Below are 12,167 nucleotides of genomic sequence, written 5' to 3'. Positions count from 1 at the left end.
GTAAGGTAAAAAATGTCAATAAAAACAGTAAAAGACTTTAATAACTTTGCTGGCAAGCGAGCTTTAGTAAGATGCGATTTTAATGTTCCCTTAAAAGAAGGGAACATTGGCGATGATACTAGAATTAAGGCTGCATTGTCTACAATAGAGTATTTGAAAGAAAGAGGGGCTAGGATTGTACTTGTAAGTCATTTAGGTAGACCAGAAGGCAAGAAAAATCCTAAATATTCCCTTAAACCAGTTGCCAATAGATTGTCAGAGCTTTTGGGTCAAGATGTCAAGATGCTTTCGGATTGCATTGGAAGTGAAATTGTAAATAGTACTTTGCAAATGAAGGATGGCGATGTTGTATTACTTGAAAATGTAAGGTTTTACGCAGAAGAAGAGAAAAATGATAAAAATTTTGCAAAAAAACTTTCTGAGAATGGTGATGTTTTTGTAAATGACGCCTTTGGCGCAGCTCATAGAGCTCACGCTTCAACGGTAGGAGTTTCTGATTATTTGCCATCTGTTGGTGGATTTTTAATGGAAAAAGAAGACAAATTCCTAGGGGGAGTATTAAAAAATCCTGAAAGACCATTTATTTCAATTATTGGTGGATCTAAGGTTTCTTCAAAGATTGCAGTATTGGAATCGCTTTTATCAAAGTCGGATGTAGTTGTAATTGGTGGTGGAATGGCTTATACTTTTTTGCATTCTAAGGGATATTCCATAGGAGAATCTCTTTTAGAGGCCGAATATATTGATATAGCATCTTCTTTTTTAAAGAAAGCAAAAGAGCTGGGCGTTAAAGTAATTTTACCGCTTGATCACGTTGTAGCAAGTGAATTTGATAAAAATTCTACTCCTGAATATGTTGATTCTTTTAATATTCCCGAAAACAAGATTGGCATGGATGTTGGAGTTAATACTTTAAAAGAAATTGAAGAGGTTGTAAAAACCGCCAAGACTATAATTTGGAATGGTCCTCTTGGTGTGTTTGAATTTGATTTATTTTCAAAAGGAACTGCTAAGGTTGCCGAAATGGTAGCATCTTGTTCAGGTTTAACCATTGTTGGCGGTGGAGATTCAGTTGCAGCTGTTAATAAGTTTAATTTGTCTGATAAGATCACTCATGTTTCAACAGGTGGGGGTGCATCACTTGAATATCTTGAGGGAAGGATTTTGCCAGGTATTAAGGTTTTGGAGAAGTAAAGTGAGAAAAACGTTTTTAGCGGGAAATTGGAAAATGCATTATACAAGCACAGAAGCTTCGATTGTTGCAAAAAACATTGTATCTGAGGTTAAAGCTTTAAAAGATGATATTGTAATAATGTTAACTCCTCCGTTTACAGCTTTATCTAAGGTTTCAGAATGTATTAAGGGAAGCAATATTCTTCTTGGCGCTCAGAACATGTCTTATATGGAGAGTGGAGCAAGGACAAGTGAAATTTCACCTTCAATGCTTTTAGAATTTGGAGTAGAATATGTTATACTTGGCCACTCTGAATGTAGATTGTATTTAGCAGAGACAGATGAAATAATAAATAAAAAGATTCTTACAGGGCTTAAGCATTCTTTTAAGCACTTAATTCTTTGTGTTGGAGAAACTCTTGATGAAAGGAATTCTGGAAAAACTTTAGATGTTGTTTTAAATCAGGTTAAAAAGGGGCTAAATTGTGTTTCTGAATCGGATATTGCAAGAATAATTTTAGCTTATGAGCCTGTTTGGGCAATTGGAACGGGCAAAACTGCAACAAAAGAGGAAGCAGAAGAGATTCATAAGGCAATTAGACTTGAAATTATGAAGCTTTATTCAAAGTCAGCTTCAGATAATATTATAATTCAGTATGGAGGCTCTGTTAATTCTAGCAACATAAAAGAGCTTATGAATGAGCCTAATATTGATGGTGCGCTGATAGGTGGAGCATCTTTGAAGGCTGAATCTTTTTTATCTATAATTAATAATGTTCTTTAGTCAAAGAGGTTTGTTTTGGATTTAGTTAGATTTTTGGTTTTTATAATTTTTGCGATTGTTTCAGTTTTTATTATTCTTTTGGTTTTAATTCAAGATGAGCAGGGCGATGGAATAGGCGGTGTTTTTGGGGGAGGTAGTTCTTCTATTTTTGGAGCAAAGTCTTCGAGTGTTGCTGTAAAAATTACTGGATTTTTTATAGCGCTCTTTTTCATCTTTGTAGTTTTACTATCTTTTATGAATACTAGAAGAGCAGATAATAGCTTTCTAAATGACATAAAGGTAGAAAATAAGAATAGTTCAACCTTCTGGGATAATGAAAATAATGAATCAGAAGATGCTAACATCAATGAAGCTAAAGAAAAAAATTTGAGAGAAAAATAGTCTAAATTGATTGCTGTTATATGTATGCTTGTAGTCGGTCGGCATTTACGTAGAGAGAGCTCTCTACGTAAAAATAATTTTAAATCAATAGCTATTAACTATTATTAAATTTATCAATTTTATTGAAAGTTTATTTTATTTTTATTGTGTTTTTTTAAATAATTTAAAGCATTGATAAAGTGGTTTGATCCTAAAAATCCATTGTTTGCTGAATATGGAGATGGATGGCTTGTTTCAAGAATTAGATGCTTTGTTGGGTCAATGAGGCTTTTTTTACTTCTTGCTAAATTGCCCCAGAGCATAAACACAATATTTTTTAAATTTTTAGAGATTATTTTTATTACTTCATCTGTAAAAATTTCCCATCCAATAGCTTTGTGAGAGGAAGGTTTGCCTTCTTCGACCGTTAAGATTGTATTTATTAGAAATACACCCTGAGTTGCCCATCTCTTTAAATCTCCGTTTGGGATGGTTTTTATTTTTAAACTATTTTCTATTTCTTTAAATATGTTTTGCAAAGACGGTGGAATTTTAATTTCTGAATCTACAGAAAAAGCAAGTCCATTTGCTTGGTTTTTTCCATGATATGGATCTTGTCCAATTATTACTACTTTTATGTCTTTAAATGGCAAAGAATTAAAGGCATTGAATATAAGTTTTGGAGGAGGAAATATTTTCCCCTTTTTTGTTTTATATTCATGTTTTATAAATCTTACAAGTTTTTTAAAGTATTCTTTGTTAAATTCATTACTTAAAACTTCTTCCCAAGACTTTTCAATTTTTACTTTCATTTTTGTATTATATAAAAAATATTTTGTAATTTAAAATATCTTGAAATGTAAGTAGCTTTGCTATTTTAAAATTTAATTTTTATTTTTGGATGATAATGTATTTAAAAGAATATATGTTTTGTTTAGGCTTATTGCAAATAAAATGGCGGTTTTCGGGGGAAAAGTTAACAGTAGACAAGTTGTTAAAAATTATTAATTTATTAAAAATCTTATTAATTTTTAAACTTCTCTTATTTTTTCCCAAGAAGTTAAGAATAAATAAAAAACGGTATCGATTATAATTATTGTCAATGTAAGAATTAGAGAACCTTTTATAAGTTCAATATTTTTTGTTTCGGGATAGAATTTAAATATTGTATTTATAGATATTGAAATTAGTAAATTAGCCAGATATCCAGAAATTAATCTTGACAAAGGATGAATTATCCATAAAGATTTTATTTTTATTTGTTTAAAATAATTATATAGTAAGACGTTTATATATTGGGATAAAAAAAACACATAGGTTCCAATTAATATTGTTAAAATGTATGTAAAATTATTGAACAATATTTTAAAATGAATATCTGCCGTGTCTAATTTATTATGATTGAATAGTATCATGAAATTAATCATAATTGTAAAAGTTATGTTTAGCAAAAGACTTAATATTACAGAATTTGTTGCTTCTTTTTTGCTGTATTTTTCTACTATTAAGTTTAAGGAGAATAATGCCGATAAAAAATTGATACCGGATAGATTTAAGGGCATTCCAAATGCTTTTAAATTTCTTAGTATTATAATATTTGATATTGTTGAAATAATTGCATTGAAACAAAAAAGACCAGATTTTCCAAAAAATCGGTAAAGAATTCCCAATGTTATATATGTAAAGAGAAAAACCCCCGTCCACAAACTTAAATCAAATATATCGTTATTCATAGCATTTAATTGTAACAGATTAATTATCTTAGATAAAGTTTTTTATTTTTGAAGTTTTACATATTTTGCAAAATATATAAAAGGTGTTCCTAAAATTCCTGCTAAACCTTTAATTAGATATGTTGAAATTATTATATCTAAGAAAATTTGTTTTGGAAATACTTTAAAATGGGTTGCTATGCTTACAAAAATTATTGTATCTATTAAACTACTTATGAGTGTTGATCCGTTAGTTCTGAAAAATAAAAACCTAGGAAATTTTTTTTTAATAAACTGATATAGGTATACATCGTTTAATTGGGATACTAGATATGCAGTAATAGAGGCTAATAGTAAAGCTGGTATTGAAGAAAAAATGTTTTCTAAGCTTTTAAAATTTTCTTGAGTTCTATTTGACATAAAGTGAATTTGGGCATTTGTTAATACTGCAAAGATAATAAAGCTAATAAATCCAATATAAACGGCTTTTTTTGAAGTTTTTTTCCCATAAAATTCTGAGAGAATATCTGTTGCAATATATGACGATGCATAAATAATATTCCCCAAAGTAGCATTAATCCCAAATATTGTAATTTGTTTTAAAACTTGAATGTTTGCTATGATAATTGCCACTGCAACCCATGCAAATAATCCGTTTTTTTTAAAAAAAACGAATATAATGATCAAAAATGAATAAGCAGTAATTAGCATAGCAAACCATAAAATTTCATTAAGCATAAAATTCTCTTTTAGTAATATTGAATTTACTATTATAAAATAGTAGTTTAGTTTTTGCAAATGGACAACATTGTTATTTTATCCAAACTATGGTAAAATGGCATTTGATGAGGGGATGTTTTGGATTTGACTGAAAATGCTAATATTGTAAGTTGCAGGCAGAGGGAATCTCTTAAAACTTCTAAAAATAAATGCAAAAAATAATAACTTTACAAGCTCAAACCTTGTAATGGCTGCTTAAGTTAGCAGAGGGTTTTGTTGAATTTGGCTTTGAGGTTCACTTATACTCTTTTTGACATCGAAGCTTGCTTAAAAATGTTTTCAAGTTGATTTTTAAGGACTTTTATACTTGAGAGCAATTTGGCGGTTTGCTAGTATTTCTAAACCATATTGCTTAATAAAATACTAGATAAGCTTGTAGAAGCTTATAGTATTATTTTTAGGACGCGGGTTCAATTCCCGCCATCTCCATTTATTTTTTATTTATCCTTTTAATATAATCGTTTAACAGCATTGTTAAGCTTATAATGGGTGTAATCGGTATTATTTAAAGCGTCCTATCGGAATCGAACCGACATCATTAGCTTGGAAGGCTAAGGTAATAGCCATTATACGAAGGACGCAAGACAATACTTTACTTATATAAAAAAAATTAATTTATGTCAATAAGATTTATTCCAATGTTATTTTTGGCTAGCAATTTTTTTTTTAAATCAGTACAATTAGTTTAACTTAAATGTATTCAAGTACAAAAACTTGTGTGGAGGAAATTGATGGGAGAGAGAGGGGAAGTATACTCTGAGAAGCTATTTACAGAGTCTGAGAGAACTTATTTTTTTAATGTCAAGGAAAATAGAAAAGGAGATTATTTTTTAAATATTGTAGAGAGCAAAAGAAGTCCAAGTGGAGATTTTGAAAGACATTCTATTTTTGTATATGAAGAAAATATAGGTGAGTTTGAAACTAATTTACTTAAGGCAATAGCGGTTATTAAGCAGAAAGTGTCTAAAGGATCTATTGGTTCTTCTTCTAGGCAATATAATAAAGGGCATGGTGAATATGGAGGAGGAGGAGATAGATCTAAATTAGACGATTCTAGATTTCAGAAGAAATCTCATTTATCAGGCGGTCGATTTAAAAAGAAAGATTATTAATTTTTATTTTTTTAATTATTTTTAAATTAGTTTAGTTTAAAAGTTTTTCTATGAAGGCTTAAAACCCCATATTTCTTTATTGCATTTTTATGTTCTTTTGTGGGGTACCCTTTATTTTTTTTAAGTAGATATAATGGGTAAATTTTATCGTATTCATCCATCAGTTTATCTCTTTTAACTTTAGCAATAATTGAAGCAGCTTTTATTTCGTTTATTATTGAGTCTCCTTTAATTATTGCTTTTACAGTTTTTGCTGTTATTTTTGGAACAAATTTGCCATCTACAAGCACCAAATTGCAATTTAATTTTAGGTTTTCGTATGCAGTTTGCATTGCAAGAAGAGATGCGTTGTGAATATTTATTTTTTCTATTATTACATTTGAAATCTCAGCGAATGCGTAATATGAGTTTTCAAGTATTAATGAGGACAAGTATTCTCTTTTTTCTTTTTTTAGTTTTTTAGAATCATCCAGCTCTTTTATAAAGCTAGGAGGCTTTTTGAAAACTACAGCGGCACTTATGATAGGCCCAAAAATACAACCTCTTCCAACTTCATCTATTCCGCAAATCATAATTGACCTTTTTATAAAAATATTTTTTATTTATTATAATATGAAATTGTAGATTTATTAGTAAGTGTTTTTAATTTTAATTAGGAGTTATTTTGTTTTTAAGAAAAATAGTACTTTTGGGGTTTAAATCTTTTTTAAATAGACAAGAGTTTGAAATAGGGGAAAATTTAAGCTTTATTGTGGGTCCTAATGGATGTGGGAAGAGCAATCTTATTGATGCTGTACGTTTTTGCATGGGAGAAGATAATTTAAAATTTTTAAGGGTTGAAGATATTTCTGATTTAATTTCTGTTTCAAAATTAGGAAAATCAAATTTTGCAGAAATAACTCTTTTTTTTAGTAATGTTAACTACGAAAAATCTAATTTAAGGGAATTTGGAGAAAATTTTTACATCCGCAGGCGTCTTTATAAGGATGGATCAAGTGAGTATTATTTTAATAATAAAATTTTAAATTTTCAAGATTATAATAGACTTTTGAATAGGTTTAATTTTAAAAAATCGCCTTATATGTTTATAACTCAAGGTAGGGTTGAAGATATTTCTTTGGCAAGAAGCGTAAATCTTAAATCTTTGATTGAACAAGCAAGCGGAATAGATGTTTTAAAAATTGAAGAAGAGGAGGCACTGAAAAATTTTAAGCAATCTAATCAAAATTTATTATCTTTGTTATCTTTGCAAGAAGATCTAAGGCAAAAGTACGATAACATAAAAAATGTTTATCTTTTAAGAAAAAAACATCAAGATTTAAGTCAAAAATTAGAAACTTTAGAAAAAACAATAACATTAAAAAAGCTTTTCAATATTAATTTTGATCTTAATGTCTTGAAAAGTGAATTAAATTTAGATGGTTTGAGTAAATTTTTATCTTCTGGGTTTAAGCAAAAGTTAGAATTTTATTCGTTTAGAGAAAAAAATGTTATTAGCAATATTCAAGCTTTAGAAAAAGATATTGAGCTTATGAAGTCTAAAATTATTGGGCTAGAGATTAAAATTCAAAAATTAGAACAAGAAAAGGCAATAAAGATAAGTTTGGAAGATAAGTTTGTAAAGAGTAAATCTAAGTTTGAAGAGAAAAAAAAATCTATAAATGACGATTTATGTCAGTCAAATAGTTTGCTTAAAGAAAAGAAAAATGAATTTTTTTCTTTAAGCGATGAGATTAATAAATATACTAAAAGTTTTTTTGAACTTGTTGATTTAATTTTATCTGTATTAAAGAGTGCCAAATCGGAAGAGTTTATTTTATTAAAAGAAAATATATTAGATTCTCTTAAGCTTTTTGAAGAATCATTGAGTATAAAATATATTAAAGAGATTAGAGTAAATTTAATCAAGTATATAAGTAAGGATGAGAATCTGTTGGCTTTATTGAAGGATAAAATTGAGCCTATTTTCGATCAAAATGTTAATTTAAAAAAATTTTTACTAGAGAAAAATGCTTTAAAAGCAAATATCGCTAAAGAGATAACAACTATTGAGAGATTAATTGAAGAAAAGACGCTTCAGTTAAATGATGTATTAGGCGAGCTTGAATATGTAGAACTTTCTAAATTCAAAAATTTGGACGAAATTAAACTTATAGATGGTAATTTAGAATTTTTATTTGAATCTAAGAATAGTCTTGATGAGGAGTTTAAAAGTTTATATTTAAAGCTTGAAAATTTAAATTTAGAAAAGAGCGATATTCAGCTAAATTTAAGCAGTCTTATTGGTTCTTCAAAATTTAGTAATGAGCCTTTACAGGAGAAAGATTTAAACTCTTTAAGCTTTTTAAATGATTTTAAAAAAACTAATTATTATGAATATATAAAAAAACAGACAGAATATGAATTTCTTTTAAACTCTAATTTAAGCATTAAAAATGAAATAGAAAATTTCAATATTTCTAATCAAATGTCTAATAAATTTGATTTGGAAGAAGATCTTGCAACCAGAAAGCTATTACAAAAAGAGATCAATGCAATCAATCTGGGTGATTATGTATTTTTCAATATTGATAAAGAATTTGATGAAACTAAGGATCGGTTTGAAAAAGTAAGTTTACAAGTAGAAGATTTAAAGCTTTCAAAATATTCATTACAAAAGCTTCAAAAAAAAATAAAAAATGAGATTAATAAAAAATTTAAAGAAGCATTTGATGAGATTAATAAAAATTTTTCTTATTTTTTTAAAAAAATTTTTAAAGGATCCGCCGCTCTTTTTTATAATGAAAATATTGATAATGTTGAGATTAGAATAAATTTTTCAAACAAATTTGTTAAAAACAATAATATGCTTTCAGGAGGTGAGAGCACCTTGGTTAGTATGGCTTTCTTATTTGCACTTTATTATTACTCTCCTGCTTGTTTTTGTATGCTTGATGAAATAGATGCAGCTCTTGATTTTGAGAATAGTAAAAAACTTTCTTTACTTTTAAAAGAATTGGGGGAAAAAATTCAACTTTTAGTAATAACTCATAATGCATATGTTTCTGCTGGTGGTGAAAATTTAATAGGTATTACACTTGATAATGGTGAAAGTAGAGTGTTTAATATATAATTAAGTTAGATTTAAGGAAAATTAACATGCGAGATGTAAAGTTTAGTTTTAGAAAATATTTTTTAATTTTAATATTTTTAATTTTTATTGTTTCGGGTATTACTTATTTCTATTCAACGCAAATGTTAGAAAAATCTCAAAAGTTTGTTGAAGACAATTTAGATGCTAAGGTTAAATTAGTTGATATGGAAGATTTTTATTTTGATTTAAATGAATCTCTAAATATGGATGATTTTTTTATTCCAAGGCCCGATTTTTTAAATGAAAATTTAAATAAAAATTTGGTTGTTGATGGTCTGATTAAAAATCAATTGCTTGATGAAAATTTTTTCAAGGATTTTTGGATTAAAAAGGAAAATTTATTTAACATTGATATTGAGAAGGAGAATGAAAAATTAATAGATAAGATTTTAGAAATTTCCAAATGATTAATAAATTTTTGATTTATATAAGTTTGCTATTTTTTGTTTTTGAAGTTTATTCTAAGCCAGCTTTTATAAATCAGGGTTATTCATATGAGCTTGATTTTAGCAGTAGAAAAGTAGATATTAATGTAAATACCAACTCAAGGTTTAATCTTGCTTTTAAAAATGAGTCTTGGATTTATATCAAAAACAATGAAAATCAAGCTTTTATTAAGTTAATTGGAGAATCTTATGAAAATGGAGCTGTTTTTACTTTCCAAACTTTTAACAAAGAATGCAAAATTAATTTGGTTTTCAGCTACCAAAATGTTAAAGATTCTAACGAATTTAATAAAATAATTGTCTTGAAAATTACAAAGAAGTTTGAAGTTGAAACTAATAATATTCAGCCTGGGAAGAATGGTATCAATGATGTAACCCCTTTAGAGGTTACTACTAGAGCTTTAAATTTGTCTTACATTAATGATTACAGAGGAGCAATAGATTTGCTTAATAAATATAATTTTAATGATGATAAATATATTTTATTGAAGGCGGAAATTTATTATAAAAATGGTGATTATTTGAAATCTTATGAAAATTATTTGAAATTGAAAAATAAATGCTTTAAAAGCATTGTTTTTGATCTAATTAAACTTGGTATAGAATTAAATATTAAAGAAGAGGTCTTGGAGAGTGCTAGATATTTAGTTGAAAAGAATATTGATTTTTCTGAGAGTATTTATCTTGACATATTTGAATTTTTAGTAACAAAGGGGGAGTATGAGTTTGCTTTAAATTTTAGTTATTTGTATTTTCCTAAATATATTAAGTCAAACTTTTCAGATAAATATAGTTACTTTTTGGGGAGACTTTATGAGTCTGAAAGCAGATATAAAGATTTTTTAAAGGCTTTAAGTTGCTATAAATTAGTTATTGATAATTACCCTTTTAGTTCTTATTATGAGAGAGCCAAGATAAGATATTTATTTTTAAAGCGGTTTTTTTAGGAGATAATATTATATGATACGGAGAAAGCTTACCAAACAACTTGAAATAATAAAAGATTATCTTTGGGATATGAAAGAATGTGTGCTTAAAATTATAGATGATTCTTTAATAGCTTTAGAATCTAAAGATAAAAGTTTAGCTAAAAAAATAATCAATGAAGATGAAAAAATAATAGATGATTATCAATACGATATTGAGGATTTGTGTGGAAGAATAATTGCGACTGAACATCCTGTTGCCACAGAGCTTAGAGAAATTTTAGCAATTATTAAGATAATAAGTTCTCTTGAAAGGATTGCAGATCATGCCACTAAAATTGTAAGAGTTGTTCTTCTTCTTGAATCAGACTTGGATGATTTTGATTTTCTTAATCTGTATTTTAAACCTTTAAGAGAAATGGCCGATACGGCTAAAGAAATGTTATCTGATATTTTTGACGCATATTTTGATGGAGATTTTACTAAAATATTAAAGATAGTTAAGTATGACAATATAATAGATAAATTGTTTTCAAAGCAAAAAAGCATTGTTATTGATGCAATGAAAAAAAATCCTGAAAATTTGGATTATCTTTTAAATATATTATTTTTGAATAGTTTTTTAGAAAGAGTTGGCGATCACGTAGCAACAATTGGTGAATTGCTTTATTTTATTAGAGTAGGCGAGAAAGTAAACTTAACCTAGCTTATTATTTTTTAGGCTAAGTTAAATAAGCTTTTATAATATCTTTTTATAAGTAGCAGGCATTATATATTCAAGATTTTTATTCCCCCTTATTGTTTCTGAGTGTCCAATTAAAAGATAAGAATCTTTTTTAAGATAGGAGTTAAATTTATTTGCAAGGTTGTTTCTAGTTTTTTCATCAAAATATATCATGACGTTTCTACAAAATATCAGGTCAAATTTTTTGCTAAATGGAAATTTTTCATCCATTAAATTTAATTTTTTAAAATAAACCATTTTTTTCAAAATTTCTTTAACTTGAAATTTATTATCTTGAAGTTGATTTAAATATTTATTTTTTAAATATTTGGGTAAATTTATTATACGATCTTCAGGATAAATTCCTTCATAAGCTTCGTTAAGAACGCTAATTGAAATATCTGTTGCTAAGATTTTGACTTTAAAATTTACTTTATTATTTTCCATGTATTCGTTTAGTATCATTGCAATTGTGTAAGGCTCTTCACCGCTTGAGCAGCCAGCCGACCATATTCTAATTTCCGAGTTTCCCGATTTTAATATTTTTTCGGTAAGTTTGGGCAATATTTTATTATTTAAAAAATCAAAATGTTTAGATTCTCTGAAAAAGTAGGTATGATTTGTTGATATTTTGTCTACCAGCTCAATTAATTGAATGCTTCCAGTGCTTTTTTCTAAAAAGTTAATGTATTCGGTAAAATTTTTAAAACCCTTAACTTTGAGAAGAGATGATAATCTGCTTTCAATTAGCATCTTTTTTTTTTCGTTGAGATTTATTCCAAAATTGTTGTAAACTATTTTTATTAACCTTAACAGTTCTTCCTTAGTTATATTTATATTAAGATTGAATTTGTTTTGGCTTGCATTCATATGCTTTTGATTTCATTCTCCTTTCTGATCCAGAGTGATTTGTTTTAATTCTAGAAATGTAATTTTTTTTTAGTTCTATTAATATTTAAACGTATATCTTAAGTTAGATATTTCAATTGCAATAATTTTTCAATTGTGATAATTTAG

General features: G+C 27.2%; 13 protein-coding genes, 1 tRNA gene and 1 other RNA gene. 9 read left to right on the top strand and 6 right to left on the bottom strand.

Going from position 1 to position 12,167, the window contains the following annotated elements:
- Positions 1–12 precede the first annotated feature (12 nt).
- Genes DB723_RS00270 through secG form a run of 3 tightly spaced genes read left to right on the top strand, consistent with a single transcriptional unit; the run spans position 13 to position 2,338 of the window.
- Positions 13–1,194: a phosphoglycerate kinase gene (locus DB723_RS00270; RefSeq protein ID WP_151551263.1), complete on the top strand. Its 1,182-nt coding sequence runs from the start codon at positions 13–15 to the stop codon at positions 1,192–1,194.
- A 1-nt stretch (position 1,195) separates the two neighbouring features.
- The gene (gene tpiA / locus DB723_RS00265; RefSeq protein WP_151551262.1) at positions 1,196–1,957 is read left to right on the top strand and encodes a triose-phosphate isomerase; all 762 of its coding nucleotides are present in this window, start codon (positions 1,196–1,198) and stop codon (positions 1,955–1,957) included.
- A 15-nt stretch (positions 1,958–1,972) separates the two neighbouring features.
- Entirely contained in the window at positions 1,973–2,338 is a 366-nt protein-coding gene (secG, locus tag DB723_RS00260) for a preprotein translocase subunit SecG (RefSeq protein WP_151551260.1), read from the top strand.
- A 119-nt stretch (positions 2,339–2,457) separates the two neighbouring features.
- On the opposite strand, the gene ung is transcribed toward secG, so the two are convergent.
- The 3 genes from ung to DB723_RS00245 all read right to left on the bottom strand — a co-directional run bounded on the left by ung (position 2,458) and on the right by DB723_RS00245 (position 4,767).
- The gene (gene ung / locus DB723_RS00255; RefSeq protein ID WP_151551259.1) at positions 2,458–3,129 is read right to left on the bottom strand and encodes a uracil-DNA glycosylase; all 672 of its coding nucleotides are present in this window, start codon (positions 3,127–3,129) and stop codon (positions 2,458–2,460) included.
- A 219-nt stretch (positions 3,130–3,348) separates the two neighbouring features.
- Positions 3,349–4,050 carry a queuosine precursor transporter gene (locus DB723_RS00250; RefSeq protein WP_188093250.1) on the bottom strand — a complete coding sequence of 234 codons (702 nt, stop codon included), beginning with the start codon at positions 4,048–4,050 and terminating at the stop codon, positions 3,349–3,351.
- Positions 4,051–4,092: 42 nt separating this feature from the next.
- A complete protein-coding gene (locus DB723_RS00245; protein WP_151551257.1) occupies positions 4,093–4,767 on the bottom strand; it encodes a queuosine precursor transporter in 675 nt (224 codons plus the stop codon).
- Positions 4,768–4,878: 111 nt separating this feature from the next.
- Here DB723_RS00245 and ssrA point away from each other — a divergent pair.
- Positions 4,879–5,241, top strand: a transfer-messenger RNA (tmRNA) gene (ssrA, locus tag DB723_RS00240).
- Between the two features lie 77 nt (positions 5,242–5,318).
- Here the strand turns inward: ssrA and DB723_RS00235 are convergent.
- Positions 5,319–5,390, bottom strand: a tRNA-Gly gene (locus DB723_RS00235).
- A 150-nt stretch (positions 5,391–5,540) separates the two neighbouring features.
- Between DB723_RS00235 and DB723_RS00230 the strand changes: the two genes are divergently transcribed.
- On the top strand, positions 5,541–5,921 hold the full coding sequence (locus DB723_RS00230; RefSeq protein ID WP_151551256.1) for a DUF3276 family protein: 381 nt from the start codon (positions 5,541–5,543) through the stop codon (positions 5,919–5,921).
- Positions 5,922–5,947: 26 nt separating this feature from the next.
- Here the strand turns inward: DB723_RS00230 and DB723_RS00225 are convergent, their stop codons facing one another.
- On the bottom strand, positions 5,948–6,493 hold the full coding sequence (locus DB723_RS00225) for a ribonuclease HII (protein WP_151551254.1): 546 nt from the start codon (positions 6,491–6,493) through the stop codon (positions 5,948–5,950).
- A gap of 92 nt (positions 6,494–6,585) precedes the next feature.
- On the opposite strand from DB723_RS00225, the gene DB723_RS00220 reads away from it, so the two are divergent.
- From DB723_RS00220 to phoU, 4 genes are read left to right on the top strand one after another with little or no spacing between them, the layout of a single operon-like run.
- Complete coding sequence (locus DB723_RS00220; RefSeq protein ID WP_151551253.1) at positions 6,586–9,033, top strand: AAA family ATPase; 2,448 nt, start codon at positions 6,586–6,588, stop codon at positions 9,031–9,033.
- 26 nt (positions 9,034–9,059) lie between these two features.
- The gene (locus DB723_RS00215) at positions 9,060–9,461 is read left to right on the top strand and encodes a hypothetical protein (RefSeq protein WP_151551251.1); all 402 of its coding nucleotides are present in this window, start codon (positions 9,060–9,062) and stop codon (positions 9,459–9,461) included.
- Entirely contained in the window at positions 9,458–10,447 is a 990-nt protein-coding gene (locus DB723_RS00210) for a tetratricopeptide repeat protein (protein ID WP_151551250.1), read from the top strand. Before DB723_RS00215 ends, DB723_RS00210 begins: the two co-directional genes overlap by 4 nt.
- A 13-nt stretch (positions 10,448–10,460) precedes the next feature.
- On the top strand, positions 10,461–11,132 hold the full coding sequence (gene phoU / locus DB723_RS00205; RefSeq protein ID WP_151551249.1) for a phosphate signaling complex protein PhoU: 672 nt from the start codon (positions 10,461–10,463) through the stop codon (positions 11,130–11,132).
- A gap of 33 nt (positions 11,133–11,165) precedes the next feature.
- Here the strand turns inward: phoU and DB723_RS00200 are convergent, their stop codons facing one another.
- Positions 11,166–12,020 (bottom strand): protein-glutamate O-methyltransferase, encoded by an 855-nt coding sequence (locus DB723_RS00200; protein WP_151551247.1) that lies wholly within the window; start codon positions 12,018–12,020, stop codon positions 11,166–11,168.
- Positions 12,021–12,167 lie beyond the last annotated feature (147 nt).

The sequence above is a fragment of the Borrelia maritima genome (assembly GCF_008931845.1).
Lineage (GTDB): Bacteria > Spirochaetota > Spirochaetia > Borreliales > Borreliaceae > Borreliella > Borreliella maritima.
Note: the sequence above shows the minus strand (reverse complement) of the source record. Positions and strands in the feature narration are given on the sequence as shown.

Coding starts and splice junctions, on each gene's coding strand:
- DB723_RS00270 (WP_151551263.1), top strand. CDS start 13: ATGTCAATAAAAACAGTAAAAGACTTTAATAACTTTGCTGGCAAGCGA.
- ung (WP_151551259.1), bottom strand. CDS start 3,129: ATGAAAGTAAAAATTGAAAAGTCTTGGGAAGAAGTTTTAAGTAATGAA.
- DB723_RS00250 (WP_188093250.1), bottom strand. CDS start 4,050: ATGAATAACGATATATTTGATTTAAGTTTGTGGACGGGGGTTTTTCTC.
- DB723_RS00245 (WP_151551257.1), bottom strand. CDS start 4,767: ATGCTTAATGAAATTTTATGGTTTGCTATGCTAATTACTGCTTATTCA.
- DB723_RS00230 (WP_151551256.1), top strand. CDS start 5,541: ATGGGAGAGAGAGGGGAAGTATACTCTGAGAAGCTATTTACAGAGTCT.
- DB723_RS00225 (WP_151551254.1), bottom strand. CDS start 6,493: ATGATTTGCGGAATAGATGAAGTTGGAAGAGGTTGTATTTTTGGGCCT.
- DB723_RS00215 (WP_151551251.1), top strand. CDS start 9,060: ATGCGAGATGTAAAGTTTAGTTTTAGAAAATATTTTTTAATTTTAATA.
- DB723_RS00210 (WP_151551250.1), top strand. CDS start 9,458: ATGATTAATAAATTTTTGATTTATATAAGTTTGCTATTTTTTGTTTTT.
- phoU (WP_151551249.1), top strand. CDS start 10,461: ATGATACGGAGAAAGCTTACCAAACAACTTGAAATAATAAAAGATTAT.
- DB723_RS00200 (WP_151551247.1), bottom strand. CDS start 12,020: ATGAATGCAAGCCAAAACAAATTCAATCTTAATATAAATATAACTAAG.